Origin of the sequence: Pseudomonas neustonica (genome assembly GCF_003797945.1) — a bacterium.
In the GTDB taxonomy this organism is placed as follows: domain Bacteria; phylum Pseudomonadota; class Gammaproteobacteria; order Pseudomonadales; family Pseudomonadaceae; genus Halopseudomonas; species Halopseudomonas neustonica.
This window is the reverse complement of sequence record NZ_RKKU01000001.1, coordinates 381,423-398,669: the sequence shown is the minus strand read 5'-3', so window position 1 is coordinate 398,669 and position 17,247 is coordinate 381,423. Positions and strand designations below refer to the sequence as shown.

Annotated in this window: 18 protein-coding genes; all 18 read right to left on the bottom strand. The window is 57.7% G+C overall.

Features of this window, described 5'->3' with window-relative positions; genetic code table 11:
* Positions 1-87 precede the first annotated feature (87 nt).
* Positions 88-1,770, bottom strand: coding sequence for a hypothetical protein (locus EF096_RS01965; RefSeq protein WP_123887917.1), 1,683 nt, complete (start codon positions 1,768-1,770; stop codon positions 88-90).
* The gene (locus EF096_RS01960; RefSeq protein ID WP_123887916.1) at positions 1,767-2,120 is read right to left on the bottom strand and encodes a hypothetical protein; all 354 of its coding nucleotides are present in this window, start codon (positions 2,118-2,120) and stop codon (positions 1,767-1,769) included. Before EF096_RS01960 ends, EF096_RS01965 begins: the two co-directional genes overlap by 4 nt.
* 1 nt (position 2,121) lies before the next feature.
* Positions 2,122-3,831: a hypothetical protein gene (locus EF096_RS01955; RefSeq protein ID WP_123887915.1), complete on the bottom strand. Its 1,710-nt coding sequence runs from the start codon at positions 3,829-3,831 to the stop codon at positions 2,122-2,124.
* 3 nt (positions 3,832-3,834) lie between these two features.
* The gene (locus EF096_RS01950) at positions 3,835-4,335 is read right to left on the bottom strand and encodes a hypothetical protein (RefSeq protein WP_123887914.1); all 501 of its coding nucleotides are present in this window, start codon (positions 4,333-4,335) and stop codon (positions 3,835-3,837) included.
* Positions 4,335-7,400 carry a tape measure protein gene (locus EF096_RS01945; RefSeq protein WP_123887913.1) on the bottom strand — a complete coding sequence of 1,022 codons (3,066 nt, stop codon included), beginning with the start codon at positions 7,398-7,400 and terminating at the stop codon, positions 4,335-4,337. Before EF096_RS01945 ends, EF096_RS01950 begins: the two co-directional genes overlap by 1 nt.
* A gap of 103 nt (positions 7,401-7,503) precedes the next feature.
* Complete coding sequence (locus EF096_RS01940) at positions 7,504-7,806, bottom strand: phage tail assembly protein (RefSeq protein WP_123887912.1); 303 nt, start codon at positions 7,804-7,806, stop codon at positions 7,504-7,506.
* Positions 7,807-7,862: 56 nt separating this feature from the next.
* A complete protein-coding gene (locus tag EF096_RS01935; RefSeq protein WP_123887911.1) occupies positions 7,863-8,231 on the bottom strand; it encodes a hypothetical protein in 369 nt (122 codons plus the stop codon).
* A gap of 46 nt (positions 8,232-8,277) precedes the next feature.
* Complete coding sequence (locus EF096_RS01930) at positions 8,278-8,775, bottom strand: DUF4124 domain-containing protein (protein ID WP_123887910.1); 498 nt, start codon at positions 8,773-8,775, stop codon at positions 8,278-8,280.
* Positions 8,776-8,841: 66 nt separating this feature from the next.
* Positions 8,842-9,630 carry a phage tail tube protein gene (locus EF096_RS01925; protein WP_123887909.1) on the bottom strand — a complete coding sequence of 263 codons (789 nt, stop codon included), beginning with the start codon at positions 9,628-9,630 and terminating at the stop codon, positions 8,842-8,844.
* Positions 9,631-9,633: 3 nt separating this feature from the next.
* Positions 9,634-9,840, bottom strand: a complete 207-nt coding sequence (locus tag EF096_RS01920) for a DUF7210 family protein (protein ID WP_123887908.1) — start codon at positions 9,838-9,840, stop codon at positions 9,634-9,636.
* Positions 9,841-9,845: 5 nt separating this feature from the next.
* On the bottom strand, positions 9,846-10,313 hold the full coding sequence (locus EF096_RS01915; RefSeq protein WP_123887907.1) for a hypothetical protein: 468 nt from the start codon (positions 10,311-10,313) through the stop codon (positions 9,846-9,848).
* Positions 10,310-10,624: a hypothetical protein gene (locus EF096_RS01910; protein ID WP_123887906.1), complete on the bottom strand. Its 315-nt coding sequence runs from the start codon at positions 10,622-10,624 to the stop codon at positions 10,310-10,312. Before EF096_RS01910 ends, EF096_RS01915 begins: the two co-directional genes overlap by 4 nt.
* Complete coding sequence (locus EF096_RS01905) at positions 10,624-10,974, bottom strand: DUF2190 family protein (RefSeq protein WP_123887905.1); 351 nt, start codon at positions 10,972-10,974, stop codon at positions 10,624-10,626. Before EF096_RS01905 ends, EF096_RS01910 begins: the two co-directional genes overlap by 1 nt.
* 62 nt (positions 10,975-11,036) lie before the next feature.
* Positions 11,037-13,031, bottom strand: a complete 1,995-nt coding sequence (locus EF096_RS01900; RefSeq protein WP_235869595.1) for a prohead protease/major capsid protein fusion protein — start codon at positions 13,029-13,031, stop codon at positions 11,037-11,039.
* On the bottom strand, positions 13,015-14,508 hold the full coding sequence (locus EF096_RS01895) for a phage portal protein (protein ID WP_123887904.1): 1,494 nt from the start codon (positions 14,506-14,508) through the stop codon (positions 13,015-13,017). The genes EF096_RS01900 and EF096_RS01895 overlap by 17 nt, the downstream gene beginning before the upstream one ends.
* 1 nt (position 14,509) lies before the next feature.
* A complete protein-coding gene (locus EF096_RS01890) occupies positions 14,510-14,725 on the bottom strand; it encodes a phage head-tail joining protein (protein WP_123887903.1) in 216 nt (71 codons plus the stop codon).
* Positions 14,725-16,641: a phage terminase large subunit family protein gene (locus EF096_RS01885; protein ID WP_123887902.1), complete on the bottom strand. Its 1,917-nt coding sequence runs from the start codon at positions 16,639-16,641 to the stop codon at positions 14,725-14,727. Before EF096_RS01885 ends, EF096_RS01890 begins: the two co-directional genes overlap by 1 nt.
* The gene (locus tag EF096_RS01880) at positions 16,613-17,146 is read right to left on the bottom strand and encodes a terminase small subunit (protein WP_123887901.1); all 534 of its coding nucleotides are present in this window, start codon (positions 17,144-17,146) and stop codon (positions 16,613-16,615) included. The genes EF096_RS01885 and EF096_RS01880 overlap by 29 nt, the downstream gene beginning before the upstream one ends.
* Positions 17,147-17,247: the final 101 nt, after the last annotated feature.

Here is a 17,247-nt window from a genome sequence, read left to right as displayed (position 1 = left end):
GTCAGGCAGGTCAAGTGAAGCGCTCGCCTCGCCCGCTGCCAGGGCTATCGGCCTGAGCCAGTTATTCAAAAATTGCATTTGGAGTCCTCAAGTAAACCGAACGGGGTTTCGCTCAGCGATCAGCACTTCCCCGGTAACCGGCTGATATGCGCCGTACTTATTAGTAACCGGGTGAGTGCCCGCCGCGCCTTTTTTGCCACCAGGGGTCAGCACTCGAGATACCCCAATCTCGCTCGAGTTGGCCCGGCATACGACACCAAAGGCCTTGTCGCACCACCGCATCAGCGTTGGAAATGAGTCCAGACTGCATTCGTACGCGGCTGCTGACGAATCGCTCGCGGCGGCTGGCAGACCATTTGGCGCACTGGCACTACCGAGCTGCTGCGTTGTTGGCCCTTCCTGACTATGCCCCGCCGGGCTATCCATCTCTACGGTGTAAGTAACCGTTAATGCACCTGCCGCACTGGGTGGCGGGAAATAGCCATCTTTGGCTTGATAGTGCCAGTCGTATTGGACTGTGCGGGTGTGCGTGCATTGCTCGACCAGCGCATGGCCAGCCCAAGAAACCTCAATCTGATCAATATTGATCTCGACGACAGTGCGGGTCGCTTCCCCATCTGCACTGCCTTCGTAAGTGGTGGCACCCTCGCTGTCGATCACCATAACCAGACTGTTGTCCACTATCTGCTCGCTGTAGCTGCTGGATCTTTCGCGCGTAGCCACGCGATTTATCACCACCGGCGCAGGCTCACCCTGATCGTCAAACCAGTATCCAACCACTTTCCCAAGAAGCCTCCGCGTCTCAACGCCAATTTCTTCGGTCGTGGAAAATGACCTTGATACAATCGGCAAAGGGGTGCTTGAAGGCTCCGGGTAAGGGCCGGGAGGCGAATCAATCCTGAAGCCCTGCAGGTCGTTGGGCGAATACACGTTGACCGTGACTGAGCCTGTCGGCATCGGCGTATAATTAACACTACCCAAGCATGCAGTGCGTGTTGCGAGCTCTGTTGCTTGCAGATCAAAATCAAGGCCGCCTGCAAACGGGCTGCCGGCGACCTCAAGCAGCCAGAAGCCGAGGGCTGTGACATCATTCACCGTCATCGAGTCTGAGCGCTCGCGGAGGCTACGGTTAAGTGCGTTGTATACCCCGATGATTATTTTGCTGCCGTCTGCTACCGCATCAACGATGCAGTAGCGTAGCCCTGAGTTCTGCCAGCCAACGCGGCTGAACTCGGCGGTTTGCTCGGCGCTCAACCGAACCGTTTTATCAAAGCCAGGCCATGGTTTGAGTACGAATCCTGATGGGTCCGCGCTCACTGTCAGATCATACGTCTCGCAGTCGAACGCATTGATTGAGTCGATACGCCGGACCGAGAGATTTAACTTCCACGGCCAGCCCATGGTCGCGTCCCAATAGAACCAAGCCAGGTTACCCAGGCGCTTGCCGTGCACCTCCGACTGGAACCCTCCAGACACAAGCGCGTAATTACGCCAATCCATGCCATCTGCAGCTTGCTCGTCAGACGTTTCAGTGCTTTGCGCAGCTCCCGGCAGGCGCTGCATAAATACGGTTCCGTGGTGCGCAATGTTGGATGTGTAGATATCGGAGCTCTGCGGCCACGGCATTTCTGCCCCGCTGGGCAGCATCATCGTTTGCTGAGAAGATAGATATTGATCCCCACTGATGCCCGGTGGCGGCGTAACAAACTCGCGGCGGATCACGCCGTGCCACGGGCAGCCCCACAGCGGTTTATTCGTCTCTGTGCTCATGGTGTTGGTTCCGAGGTTCCTGCAAGGTAAATCGTTACAGGCGCCCCGTTATCGTCCTCTAGCTGCAACCTGCTCAGCAGCGGGTAAACAAAGAGCCCATCAGTACTGGGGATACCACTGGTGTGGTAAAGACGGTTGCTGTAGCTCACCTCTTCAAGGGGGCTTGCAATGCCGCCGGTGGTTTCGCCGGTACCGGGCTGATACTGGCGCTCAAAGTAACCGCGCTTTGCGGCTATACCGCCGCGCTTACGCTCCCTTTTCAGTGCTGGGCTTGGCCTTTCACGCGGCATAGATTCGGCCAGGTTTTGCATGAGCGTTTCGCTAATGCGCTGATCTTTTGCTGAGCCCATTTCATATCTCCAGCGTGTCTGCCGGCGGTGCGATTCGATAGGTGATCGCTGATTCAGCAGTCACCTCATCACGCCACTGGGCGATAATTTCAGGTGTAGGTACCGCAAAGCGGCGTGGGTAGCGTTCCATCGTGTCGCCGGCGGCATCGGGTACGCTGTAATTGCCAGAGAAGCCCTCAAGCTCTTCGTCGTACTCCGGCGCCGTGCTGCGCCACCCAATTTGGGTAGGCAGTGTTGGAGAAACTGAGGGGCCTGGGTCATCAACAAAAATCGGTTGCGGCGGCACGACAAGCGCGTCTGACGGGGCGGTAACCGTGCCCTCACTCACCGCGATACCAATGGTGAGATCTGCCGCTCCGCTCTCAACATCAACCTGTTCGCTGAGCGAGGTCACTACGCCTGTCGCGGTTATACGGTCGTACAGCCGCAAGCGCTGGCCAAAATCCACTCCAAGGGCGTGAGCAAGCGGCACCTGCCAGGTTACGAGGTTGGCGCGCTGCGACTTGAGAATCGCAACACGACCCACCGCCATGATGGTATCCAAGGCCAGCTGCAAGCGATCGCTATCGCGCAACGGCAGTTCGGAAAAGTCGGTGGCTGCTGTGTTTTCTGGGTCGCCGCTCTGTTCCCACAAGCTGTCGCCATCTGTATCGGTATCGAGCACTACGCGCTGGCGTTCAATCACCTCTCCCACCGCTGCTACACCACTAGGCACCTCTAACCGAATGCGGTACTGCTCCACTCCCCGCTGCGCCCAACGCTTGCTTGCAGTCCAATCTGCGCCAAGTAATAGGTCCGTGTTTTCGTTGTACCAGGGCGCAGCTATGTTGGGTAGCGAGCCTGGTAGCCGGAAAAACTGCTCGTTACGAATAAACCAGCCAGCGCTGCGCGTGGCCTCACGGATCATCTCTACGTCTGGCAACTCGGTTGAGTCTGCACGCCAGGCCGCAAAACCATCAAACGAGGTGTTACCGCCGGTACCTGGGTGCAACCACGAGTAAGACTGGTTGCGCTGACGGTAACGGCTGTAACGGTAGTCCAGCTCTATTTCAAACACGTTGACGGTATCGCTGAGTTTGCCCAGCGCCACGTCTGCCGACTCGTAAATGGCTGAGCCCTGGGCAAACTCAAAGGCCACGCCTGCCGGGCTCCAGCTCGTGATTCTCGGCTCCCCATCGCGGCCAACGCTCAGGCTGGCATCTATGGTACTCAAGCGCTCAAGCGTGTAATCCCAGCGTGAACGGCCTTCGCGCTCTTCAAATACATCAGCAGACCAACGCCCTGCCACAAATGCATCAATTTCTGCATGCTCTTTTGCTTCAAAGGCATCCTCGAGCCGAGTGGTCGCCTGGCAGCTGAGCAGCCGCGTAAGCACATCAAACTCAGGCTCAACCAGCTCACCGGTAAACCGGCGATCTACAACGTCCGGATCGCCATGCACCACAAAATCAATGGTGACACTGCGCCCAGCAAAGCTGCGCAGATCCACAGGATCTGGCCCTAACTGCCAGGTGAAGGCAGCAACCAGGTCGCCATCTTCAGAACCGCTCACGCTATAGCCCTGGCAGGCAGCGGACACATCCTCACCGCCCACCTTTATCACCAGCGACCACACAAAGCTGTCGCCGGGCTCAATTACGACCGTTTCCGGTAGCGCACCACCAGAGAGCCCATTCAGCGGCACGCTGTTGAGCGGATAAGCATTGAGCATGGTTTAACTCTCGCGGGCGTTGATTTGCCAGGAAACACCGCCACCGGCGTTGGCGTCTTCTGGCGGTTTGCATAACACGGTAAACATCGGGTACCAGCCAAGACTGTATTGGCTGGCACCGGACACGGGCGTGATGGTGGCCTCGCGGCCATCCATGGCAACCGGGGTCTGTACCCACGAGCGCCCAACCAGAGCATGGCAAAACACCGGCACATCGGGCCTTACATCAGTGGTAATACTCACCACTGTGCTGGTGGTGGCCACCCGCTTTGGCTTGGGGCACAGCAATACATGCTTGGCATCCCAGTCCAGCGCGTCCAACCCCGTAGCCATCCAGCCAGAGCCGGTGATGGTAATCAGGTGTTTCTTAAAGTGCCGGGCGCGCACCTGCTCACCCTCAGACAGGGTGTAGTCCGTATAGCCGCCCGCATCACCAAAGGTCACATCGGGCACGCCCGCGTGCAGCGGCACCACAATCCCGCCCAACACAAAGGGTGCAGACATTAGCGGTTTCTCCCTTTGAGTTTCATGGTGCCCACTGCCTTGCCAAACTGCTCGAGCACTGACGGCTGACCGCTAAGCTCGTAGGTTTGGCCGTTGGGCATGGTCAGGTTTAGCGGTTGCAGGCCGTTGCCCTGGCCGCTGACGCTGGGCGCCAGTTGGGGTATGGCGGGCAGGTTGCGCGGGGATGTTACCAGCCCGCCATCGGCATAGCCGTTGCGCAGCAAAGACATACCGCGATTGCGGAATGCCTCCATAAAGGCCAGCGCGCCAGGCTCTTGCATGCGGTGTTTTGGTTGTACGTATTCATCAGCGTGCACCACACCAGCTACCTGGTACTTGCTGCCCCGCCCCGTCCAGCCGCCACCGGCAAAGCCACCCAAGCTTTCGCCACCTCTAAAACGGTCGGAAATGTCGGTGACATCCACTGTACCGTCGGAATAGACGGTACGAATGGGGATCACCAACTCAGTGCCGTTCACGCTTCTAGCGAACTCAGCCAGCTGGTTTTTGGCAGCCTGAAGGCTTGCATCGTCCAGCTTTACGCTTACATCCAGATCCTTGAGTGCTTCGGCCTGTTCTTTTACAGCAACAATGGCGGCGTTGATGCGCTCAAGCTCGTCAACCGCCTTGTTTTCCTGCAGCTTGTTGGCCGCTAAGTCGAGCCCTTCCAGCTCTTTGATAAAACCCTCGAAGCCGTAGGTATTTTCACCGGCCTGGTCCAACTCCTGCAGTATCTTCAGCGCTTCACGTGCTTGCCGCTGAGCGCCTTCAACGTCGCCCTGTTGCAGCGCGTTACGGGCGCCAACTTTCAGTGTTTGCGCCGCGCCGTAGCTTGGCCCATCACCGCCGCCCAAGCCTTCCAGCGCCTCTTTATAGCGGTTTTGAATATCCAGCCGCTCTTTGCGAATGGTCTCCAGCTCACTGTTAGCCTTTTTCTCTTCAGCCAAGAGTTTTTTCAGTGATTCTTTGGATGCCTTGAGCTCTTCAGCCTGAGATTGCTTTAGGGCTTCTACGTATTTTTGGCGGGCCTCCAGCGCTCGAGCCTGCGCCTGTTCTGCCGCTTGGTTGGCCTCATCACCAAGTTGTGACGCCGCCTGGTTCATGCCCGTTAGCTCAGCGATCAAAGTCTCACGGCGCTCCTGCAGCAGCTCCTTTTCTTTCTGAAGCTCTTCCTTGGTGTAGATAAAGCTATCTAGGGTGCGATTTAAACCCGTTCCAGAAAGGCCTCGGTCGATATCTTTCAAGCGCTGCTCAATACCATCAAGCTCGGTAGTAGCACCTGATGCTGCAGCGGCGATATACCCCAGCCGGGTGCCAAACTCGCCAAATTCCGACACTGCATAAGCACCGGCGGTTGCGAGCGTAACGATCCCCCCTGCCACCGTTAGAATGCCCTGCATAACACTAGGGTCGCTTATTGTGGCGTTGAGGTCATCAATGGCACTGATCAGCGGTGTAGTATCTGCCGTACCAATCGCTTTATTCCAGGCATCTGTAAGGCGAATCAACGCGCCACCAACGGTCCCAGGGAGAGACTCAGACTCAGCCCTCAGCACTTCCAGTTGTGGCATCAAGGCACGCGATATAACGTCTGCGGTAAGCTTTCCCTCTTTGGCCATGTCTCTCAGCGCCGAAACTGGAACACCGATTCCATCAGCCAGTGCTTGCATTAGGCGTGGTGCCTGTTCGGCCACGCTGTTGAACTCATCCCCCCTCAGTGCGCCCGCACCCAGTGCTTGCGAAAACTGAATGACCCCCGCCTCTGCCTCGGTTGCGCTGGCACCAGATACGCGGAAAGACAATGCCACAGCTTCAGTAATGGCCAGTATTTCGCGTTGATCTTTGCCTGCCTCTTTCAGAGGCCTTGATATGCGGGTGTACAGTGTAATCAATGACTCAAGTGGCGATTCTGACGCGACGGCAATTTGCTCAAGGCGTTGCTGAACCTCATTGAACTCTGCTTGAGATTCAGTGACCAGGGCCAAACGCGCATTCATTTGGCTGTAGGCATCCGTAATATCAGAGACACCTTTAATAGAACGGTATAATGCGTAAGCCCCACCGATTGGGCCGGCAATGCCAAGAGATGAAAGATCCAGTCCTCCACTTTCGCCCTGCCCATCCTGCTCTGCAGCTAGATCCCGAAGAGCCCGCTGAGTCTCACGAACACGCTGAGTCATTGCCTGTTGAGCTATAGCGAGCTCACGGGTGGTCAACATCCCCGCGTTTTTTAACAGCTCGTACTGAGTGCGCGTTGTTTTCAACTCAGTTTTCAGTGCTCGGTAACGTGTTACCCCTAAATCATTACGCGCAGATTCTAGAGCAGATTTGCGGGCTGCCAGTGTCGTTTGCTGGTATTCAGAGCGCACTCGGCGTTGCTCTTGGATGATTTTCTGGGCGGCTTGCTCCGCGGTTATTCCAGTGCTACGCGTTGCCTCCCGAAGAACGCGCAACTGGGAGAGTGATAAACTAACTGCTTTGCGATAGTTGGACTCTGCCTCGGCACGCTGGGTAGCGGAAAGATTCCCATCTTTAGTGACAAGCTGATACTGACGCCGCAGCTCGACCAGCTCACGCTGCGCGTTCTCAATCTCACCCACGCCCAGCGCGCTGCGCGCATCACGCAATGAAGTATCGGCTCTACCCGCCGACAGTGCAGATTTCAAGGCAGCCGCAAGCCTATTTTGCTCTGCCGCCAGATTACGGGTATCTACCCCTGCTGCTTTCAATTCAACGCGGCGCCGCGCGATCTGATTTGTAAGCACACCTTCAGTTCGCTCAAGCTTGCCCAGCTCGGAAGCTGCAGCTCGGTATTCGTTTTGCAGCTGCTTAGACGGATTCGCAGTGCGAGCTAGCTCTCCACCCAGCTCGCGCACTCGTTCTCGCATTGTTTTGAGTTCACGCTGGGTGCCTTGCAGCGTTTCTTGCAAATCACGGAAGCTATTCACCTGGCGCAGCGGCCTTTCTACCGCTCGGGCCATCTGCTGGTATTCCTTGCTGAAGCGCGCTACATCCTTGGTGGCTTCATCAATATTAGCGGTAAGCTTCAGCTCGACTTCATTCATCACTTGTTGCCTTTGAGGGATCGCAGGAAGAGAGACCAGGGGTAATCAAGCACCCGGTGGTGACCGAGCACCGTCAGGCTGCAAATAACACTATCAAGCTGGCTCAGGCTGTTTTGCGCGGCGTGTTCAGCCTGTCCAGCATCGCGAAAAAATGCGGGTTTGCTTCCTTGCAGCCAGCTACCACGTCTGCCAGCACGCTTGGGTGCATCGCATCGACCTCTTCAGGGCTGAGGTTTGTAAACACCTCTACATCTTCCAGCATCATGTCGCCCATTAGTCCAACATTGGCCAAGTCTTGCTTGCAGTCCTTGGCGATCAATGCCCGCACCTGGCCTACTGTAAGCTCGCGGCAAATCACTTCACGCTCGCCAATCTTCTTCACTACGGTTTTCCCGATGTCGGCCATACTTTTCTCCAGGCAATAAAAAACCCGCCGTAGCGGGTTTTGTGAAACTTCAAAAATCAGTTTTTCGCGAATCGTGTAATCTTTCCTATCGCGCGGGGCGAACCCTCTGCAGACAGTTTTTTGCCATCGCGAAACTCAATATCCACTATATTGGTTGTGTTCGAATAAAAAGACCCAGCTATAGATATAACAAAGCCTAAGACGGCGCCAAGCGGCCCAAGCAGGAGGCTGCCAAGCACGGTGAACAGCAAAGCACCAGTAATAAAGCCCAGAACACCAAACTTTCTGCTCTTTTCAATCCTGGCGTTTACCGAGACTATCTCGTCTGCACGATAGTCCTGTTTGGTTGAGCCTTCTACTGCAAAAATGTCGCCTGCCACGAAAGCGTGGCCTTTCAGCCCAAACGAACCGCCAATGATTTTCATGGATTCCTCCCTGATGGTCTTATGAAAAAATTTACCACATCAAGGACTATCCGCCCCATTGACCTTGCACTGTATTTACGCACCCATTTCTAACGTAGAAATAAGATGATCCACCCCTCGCCCAGTGGTAAGCATGCTGGTCTCCGTTAATGCGCGTAGGAGATCCCCAAGCACGCAAGGCGTCCGCCCTCTTCATGCCGCTAACCACATTATGCCTAATGATAAGCGTGCGCAGCTCGCTACTATTGAAAGTGCGACATGGCGCACTAGCCATTTGAGCTGCCGTCGAACTGCGGCGCAGCTGAATGCTCTGTCTTTCACGATCTATATCGCGCCGCTGCTGGAACTCAAGGTGCTCGGTTGAAGGAGATAAATTAACTCCGCTCTTTTCGTGAGTCACCTCCATCTGCTCGCTCTCAACGTCACCCGGGCAGGGCTGATCAGAGAACTGCGTCTGCCCATTCGGCAGCTCGCATTTGAATACGGTAGCAGCCAGCGCGTTGTTGGCTGCTAATGCCATCACAATGGCAATCAGGTAGCGCATCAGAGTCCCTCCCTATGATTGATAGGGAGGAATCTAGCACAGCGCCCCTCCTTGGGCTAAGCCAGCCTAAGCAGCAACCGGCACGTTCTTCTGCTTATTGATCTTCATGTAAGCGCTACGACCAACGCCGCGGCCTGAATCAGCCAACACCTCAGCCGTTACAGTCTGCCCCATGAAGTCTTCCACACTGATGAAGTCCATGCTTTCAGCCAGGCCAAAGCGGACGCGCCAGTAGAAGGCGTTGATCTTGCCTTTGGTGCCGACTGCGTTGGCGCCTTCAAACATGATCTCCCATTCCTGGCCAGAATCGGTGATGGCTTCGATTTCGTCATAATCGGCGCAGGTGTAATCCACCTCTACGCTAAAGCTCTCGCCTTCTGTCACGCCAGCAATCGCCGTAGCGAGGTCACCACCGTCGAGCACTTCAAAGCCTGCCCCGGTCAGCATCCAGTCGACGTCTTCTACATATTCGATAGCGCCGGTTTCTGCGTCCACCACCGATTCAATCGTGAGCGGCATTTTGTCCAGCTTACAGGTGCCGCCCACTTCGGCGATGTGCGTCTCACCGGTAACGGAGGTACTCGGCACATCGTAGACGGTACCGTAAATCTGTAGCGCCAAGTTACGACTGAAGATCTCGCGCATGTTGAGCTGAATGCCCATCTGCGTGATTTTCTCCAGCTTGTCGTAAGTGCCACCCAATGGCTGAGTGGTATCTTCCAGGCGCAGCTCATTGGTCTCGTGCGTTTGCTGCACAGTGGAGCAAAGGCCGATTGGAGTGAACGGAAGGCCGCTACCAGCCTTGCGAATTTTGGTCATGCCGCCAATAACGGCTGTTTCTTTTACCCATGGCATGGCTTAGCCCTCCTGCACTGCCGGGGCTACTGCCTCGGCTGGGTTTGCGGTTTTGCTGTCTTGCCCGACCAGCTTGTGTTTGATGAATGCAGCCTGCCGCGCGGTGAGCGAGACAGTGTCGCCTGCGGCGCAATCCTTGCCGCCATGGGTGTGCGCGGCGCTGAGCTTGTAATCCTTACGCTCAACAGCCTTTGCTGGGGTTTTGCTCATGGGGGTTACCTCGATAAACGGGTTTCAATAAGGGTGTGAAGATAAACGGGCAGCACCACGGTGCCGGCAGCTAGGCCCTCGCCAGGGGGTACTTGTTCGCTTGCGCCGAGAGACAATTGAGGGATTCCTGCCGGCGTCCAGCCCAGCGGCACGCCTTCGGTTGGCATCAGGCACTCGATAAGGTCCAGCTCCAGATCATCGAGCACGTCTTCGTAGTCATCCAGACCTGCACTGACGGCTGCCACCACTCTAAAGCCGGTGTGCTTTCGCATACCTTGCGCACGGCATAGCGGGTCCTTATCTCTGGCTTTCTGTAAAACAATGAGAGGGAAGCTACTGGTGCTTTCCTTGATGACTTCGTTGAACCACCCGCTGCGCACATTCAGACCAGCGTTAGTGCGGTAGCCGTTTGACTGGGTGATTTCGCCGAGCCTTCCTATCAGCGCTTTACGGCCAAGGGTCAGAATATTCATCGGCGTTGCTCCATACAGGCCACCGTTACGAAAAGGCCGTCATCCGCAATCTCTTCTTCAACCGTAAACCGCCGATTGTCGAAGATGAATACGCCGCCGCGCACTACCGCGCAAAGCTCAGGCTTGCGATAGGTGATGCCGGTTTGCTCGGTGAGGAACACGCCTTCAGGGCCGGTGCGGGCAATGTTGAAGTCAACCATCACCTCGGGCACATCGTGCATGCCCGAAGCGTCCTGGTAGCAAGCAGGGCCGTCATTGAGCGCCCGCATGCTCACTCGGTTCATGCGGTCGCGCATGCTGGCCCAGCTCATCAGGCAGTGACCGCCAGACCCAGCGTGCCGTTCAGCCGCACGCGGCCGGTGGCAGAGGGGTTGGCGGCAGCCGCCATTGCTACGCCGACCAGATAGTTACCGGTGCCCGGTACATTGGTCAGCAGGCTTGAAGCTGCAATCGCGTAGATGGGTGCGCCCACAGTCCAGGCTTGCGCGCTGGTCTTGGCCAGATCGAAGACGCCGGTTGTCTTCAGCTCTACTTCTTCGCCAATGGCGGCGTCAGTAGCCGCCACGCCAAGAATGCTGCCAGAGCGGACCAGATCGCCGGACGCGACGGCCGCTGTTGCGATAACGGTGATCATGTCACCGGGCTGTACATAGTTTTTCATGTGTCACCTCGAGAATTGGAAAGCAGTCAGGGCGCCCGCAGGCACCCATTCAGGTTGATGGATTAAGCGCCGGGGTTCTTGTAGCCGCCGCGGAAGTCGATCCAGGCGGCGCCGAATACCAGGCGGGCCTTGATTTCCATGCCATCCACCTCGAAGCCCTCGCGGGTTTCGGTGAACACGCCCTGCTCGCCTTCCAGATAGGCATACTCGAAGGTGTCAACGGCACCAGGGGCGGCGTACAAGTACCACTGGTTGCCGGTGATGCGGGCATCGACGATGACAGTCAACGAGGCGTTGCGCATATCGTTGATGTCGGCGTTCTTGGCGGGCACGTAGTTGGAGCTGGTGAACTGGTAAGCTTCCAGCTCTTTGTCCGGGCCAACCACCAGATACTCTGGCGCCAGGTTCAGGAAGTTGCCGCCGATAGACTTCTGCTTGCGCATTGCAGCGCGTGCAGCGGCCAGGGTGGTGGTGTTGATTGCGCCACCGGAGGCAGCCAAGTTGCCGTGATCCGCGTGGAACACAGCAGTGCCGTCGGTGAAGTTCGGGTTACCCAGCAGCAGATCCCAAACAATGTTGGACTCAGTCTGCGCAGCAGCAGCACCCAACGCCTGCGGGATGCGGGTCATCGCGCCCAGGTCATCATTAACAATCGATTCCCAGGTGATTGCGATGATCTTGCCGAACTTGCCCACTTTCAGCGGGGCACCTTCTTCGCCCAGCTCGCCGTACTTGTATTCGCCGTGCTCATTCACTTTCTCAAGCGCGGCGATATCACCCAGCGCAGCACGGGTTACAGCGCGGAAGTCCGGCACACTGGTTTCACGGCCCAGCGGGCGCCAGGTCTGCGGGGCCAGGTCGTATGCCGCGCGCAGGGTGCGGTTCACGGTAGAGCCCAGCAGGATGGGGAAGTCGCTGGTGCTGTGCATGCCAGCGGCGCGCATGGCGCTGCGGTCACAGCCAAGAGCGGCGCGGGCGATTTCCTGCGGAGTCATGCCCCGCGTGCTGCCACCGGCCAGCTCGACAAAGTCGCGCGCCATATCAATCAGGCGTGAGCCGCGGAACTCGCGGGCCGCATCTTCCAGCTTGATTTTGGGATCGCAGCGGTTCATCAATGCGTTCTGCATGGCGTTGCGCTTGGCCAGTACCACGCTCTGGTCAACCGAACTGGTAACCGTCGGCTGGCTGTTGCGGGTTTCGGGCTGGTCGGCATTCTGGCGCTCGGCCAGCTTGTCGATCATCTGTGCGCTGGCATCAGCCACAGTTACGCCGCGGGCGACAAAGTCGTCTGCAACGTCATCGCCAAGGCCTACTTTCTTGGCCATGCTGCGAATGGTGGTAGAGCGGGTGCGCTCTTCTTCAGCCGCTTGCTTGCGGATTTGGGCCTGAGCTTGCTCGTCGGCCGCGCGTTCTTCGTCGGTCATGGGTGCTTCCTCTTTAGTGGTGGCCGCGACGGCCTGGTCAACGACAGGCTCGGCCTGACGAATTTCAAAAACGGTGGGGTATTTGGTGCCCTGGTACTCTTCGGCGGTTTTGGCAGCACGTACCTTGCCGCCATCATCAAAGCCGATGGGCACAAGTGAGAGCTCCATCGGCTCCCAATCTACGGCGCGATAAGTGGGAATCTTGTCGTCGGCTTCTTCGATGATGTCGTAGCGGTGAACCACATAGCCCACGCTTATATTGCGCAGAATGCCGTCCTTGACGTCCTTGAAAATGTCATCAACTTCATCGCGCTGGCTGAAGCGAATGCGCGCCCGACCCTCGCCGCCTTCGATCCACGCCTTCTCAACTACGCCGATCACGTCGCGCAGCTCCCACTTGGCATGGGCATTCAGGAAGGGTGCGCCATTATTCAAGCGATCAAGGCGCACAGCGGTGTCGCTTACATCCAGCTCTTCGTTGTAAGTACCTACATCCCAGGCAAACCGCCGGCCTTTGGCGCCGGTGGTCCAGGTAATCTCTACAGTGCGGTCATCGATATTCAGCGATTCAGGACGCACCGCGGCGCGAATACTGAGCATCGGCGTTTCCAGCGTCTTATTGGTCGCTGTCATCGGTTGATACCTCTTTGGGGTCAGTGGGTTCTGCCTGGACCTGCCCGGCGCCGGACAGGTGGCGCGGGTCGCAATCAAGCACGATGGCCAATGCATCAAGCATCTTGTTGGATTCGGATATCTCTTTGGCGTGAGCAGCGGGGTCGGTAATACCAAGCTCTCGCAGTGCGTCTGGCCAGGTGATCAGGCCGTTGCGCAGCTTCTCTTTTACGGTGGCAATCTCGCTCTTTGGGTCTACCATTTCACGGCGTGGCGGTACCCATTCGGCGCGCGAGTCAACAATGCGACCATCAGGGCGCAGCGCCTGGGCATCGGAAAACCAGCGCCATACGGTTTCGCACATCTGCGGAATCATCATGCGCCACTGCCATACGTCCACCCGGCGAGCGAAGTGCAGCCAACCCATGCGGCCCGAAGAGAAGTTCACGCCCTTTAGGTCGCCGGTCATCAACTCGTAAGGAATACCCAGACCAACAGCGATGGCGTGCAGCGCCTGCCAAGCGTAGGGCTCATAGCCGTTGAAGGTGGGCGGCGCTGCAAAGGTGACGTCTTCGCCAACGCCCAGCTCCTGCAACAAGCCAGGCTCCACACGATCCACCAGCGGCGGGGTCTTGCTGCTCGCCGTGGTGTCGTCCTTGGTGATGAAAGCGGCGAAGCAGGCGGCAATCTTGGCCTGCTCCATTACGGCGTCTTCCATTTCGTCGAAGTTGCGCAGGCGCTGCATAACTGGCGCAAGCCAGGTGTAGCCGCGCGACTGGCCAGCGCGTTTGGGTAGAAATACGTGGATCACGTCTTCAGCAGGTATCCGCCGAGAACTGATCGAGCGCATCACCACGTTAGCGCCGGGGTGCTCGTCGAACAACCAATAGGCAACGCGCTTGCCGATAGGACTGAACTCGATTCCTTGGATAATGAGATTGGCGCCGTTATTGCCACTCTTGCTCTCATCCAGAAAGTCAGCCTCAAGCAACTGCAACTGAAGCGGGACCGCCAGACCGTCAGAAGCTTTGCGGCGACGGCGTCTAATCAGGCACTCCCCGCTTTCGGCAACGGCCTCAATCACCTTGTGCTGCAGGCCGTAGAAGTTTTCCATGCCATCCGCATCGCACTGGGCGGTTTCAGCCCAGGCGGCCCAGCTCGAGGCCAGTCGCTTGATGTCAGCCTTGTTGGCCGCGATGGGGCGCGGCACTATGCCGGCTCCAACCACGTTGTCAGCAATACCGCTGATGGCTCGCTCGGCGTAAGGGTTGTTGCGGCGCAGGTCTCTGGCGCGGGCGCGAAGCATTGCCAAGGCCGGACCGTTCTCTGCGTTCGCATCTGTGCCGGCAGCGCGCCAACCTGCGTTTCTCCGACCGCCGGCGGCGCCCTCGAAGCGGCGCGATAGCGAGTTCATGGCCACGTCACTGCGCATTTTCTTGAGGCGGCTTTCGGCGCGCTTTGCAGCCCAACCGGGGAACAGGTCGCTAATCATCGCCATATCAGTAACCCTTCGAGAACGAGGCGAGCCGACGCCCAGCGCCGCAACCAGTGCCAGGCGCATTGCCGACACCGAGATCTGTTGCCATCGCACGCAGGATGCGCTGCATCTCGTCGAGGGAGCGGTAAGTAATAGTTCTGTCGGCATGGCGTACTGTGAGCGCGCCTTCGGCAATCGCCGCCTGCAACTCGTCGTACTGTTTCTGTGTGTACGCCATTAAGGTCTGCTCCAATATTTTGACCGAGCGCGCGGGCGCTCTTCTTCCTCGCCCTGCTGTTGGGCGGGTTCGATAACGTGTGAATCCAGATCAAGGCCAAAGCGCTGCTGGCTGATCCGCAGCGCGGCCATGGCGTACACCAGGCAGTCCAGTGCTTCGTTGCGCCGGCCTTTGGCGTCCCACCGATAAACCCGCCGGCCGCTTGCGATCTTCAGCACTTTTACTTCGGCGGTGAGCTGCTTCAGCTCCGACTCGTCGCAGATGTCGTCATTTGCGGGCAGGTGAATGCAGCCCGGCACATTGGCACCCGGCTGCGGTTGAATCTTGAAGCGGTTGTAGATCAGCTCTTTGGCGTTGTCGGTCCCCACTTCGGTGAGGTAGACCTTCGCTTTGCTGCGCGTCCTGGGGAAGCTCGCAATCGGCTTGCCGTAGGTGCTCGCCCCTTTGATTGGGATCACCCAGGTAACACCGTGCTTGCGGCTTTCCTGATAAACCTCATCGGTGTAGTGGCCGCCGGAGTCCCAGCACCAGCGCTCTACCTTCATCGGCACGCCATCGGTGCGGTTGTAGAGCTTGTGCAGCTGCAGGCCTACCTTGCGGCGTAGCTCTTCGCTGGCTGGGTCACCATGCAATATCCAGCGATCCACCAGCCACAGCTCTTCACCAGGCCCAACGGCCCACACGCGACCCTCGTACCGGTCGTCTTGGGTGTCGATACCACCAAACAGCGCACAGGCCGCCTGTGGCACCACCCCTTGCCATATCTCTCTGCGAGCGTGCAGCTGCTCCCAGTCAACCTTTTCGCCTTGGTCATCTTCCCAGGTCTCGCCCAGCGTGGTGTTCACGAAGGTCTTGAGCTTATTGGGGTCTGACTTGGCCTTGAGAAAGTCGAGAACAATCCGCCCCCAGGTGGTGAACGGGCTGTAAGCGGTCCAGATGTGCCAGGTCACTGATTCCGGTGTCGGGATCAGCTCTTCACCATCGAAGAAGTCGTAGCCATCGCGGGTCCAGATGCCGGTCTTCTCGCAAATCCATCGGGCCTGATCCTGGGTGCTCTGCAGCTCAAACTGGCGAATGACACAGCCGGTGTGCTCGCACACATACCAGGCGTCCAGCGGGGCGTCAGGGCCCCACTTGATGCCAAACTTTGTATCTTTGCCACCCCACTTCAGCGCCTGTTCCTGCTGGCAGTGCGGGCAAGGAATGTGGAGCTGAAACAAATGCGGCGACTCATCGGCCGCCGCTTCAATCTGACACTCACCCTTGGTCTTGGGCGTTGATCCTCGGATCGACTTCGGGAAGGTTGAGCCTTCCGTGCGCTTGTCGCCCAGAAATGTGGGGCTGCCTTCCTTCTCTACATCCGGCGCAAAGGCGGCCAACTCGTCATAGATGACCGTGTCGGCCGATAACTCGCGGTAGTTCTTTGCAGCAGCACCACCACGGCACCAGAGCTGCTTGCCATGCGTGAAACGCTTGGTATCCAGTGTGTTATCGCGGTGCTTTGATCCGTACCACGGCGCCAGATCAAGCACTGGCGGCACATCGCGCACCATCGTTTCGATCTGCGACTTCATGAAACCTTGCGCGGCGCCATCGGTGGGCAGCAGCACCAGAATATTCCGGCGCTTGTGCTCGACTTGGTAACCAGTGGCCGCAATCAGCATCTTCGAGTAGCCAACACGGGCAGACTTAATCACGTTAACCGTGCGGATCTCGTCATTGCCCATACTGTTCAGAATGGCAATCTGGTAATACAGCGTCTCCCACTTGCCTTCCTGATAGCTCGACTCGCTAGACAGGTAGAAATGCTGGTTCGCCCACTCCACCGCGGTTACTGGTACAGGCTTGGATAGCGCAGCCAGCCCACGACGAACCGCCCGCTTCAGCTCATAGGTCTGCGGAAGCGAGATAGTCATCCAGTAGTGTGTCCAATCGTTCGTCCAGCGAGGCGGCCAGATTGCGAGCCTTGGCTAGCTCTCGCTGCAAGGTATCCATGTGGCGCGTCTCGAAGTCCGGGTGTTTGCGCTTTAGTGTCAGAGGAAGCGTATCGAGTATCGAAGCCACCTCAGCAGCAAGCCGAGTCAATGAGAAGGTCGCAAACTCAACCGGCACCAGGTTGCGCTTGGTCACCTCGTTCTTGAGCTCCTGCCCTTCAGCCTGGGCCGCAGTTAACCGCAACCGCTCCTGCTGCAGCCTTGCATCCGTTCCGCCGTCTTCCTCGTCTTCAGGTTGTTGTGACCGCTCCGCGTGAGCCAGGCGGTTTTCGATCACGGACCGGGCCGTGTAGAACGCTTCCCGCCCAATCCTCTCGACCGGCTCGACCCGCCATTTGTCAAAGGCCTGCACCGATATTCCAAGACTCGCGGCCATCTCTGACTTGTTCAGCCAGCCGCGCTGTTTCTTGGGTTCGGATTTAGCCATGGGGAAACAACAACCTGCCTCTGGAAAACGCTCATAAGTAGCGAACGATCGGGGTTCGAATTACCCTCAAGGGGCCGCCCCCTCAGGAGGACCCATTGCCC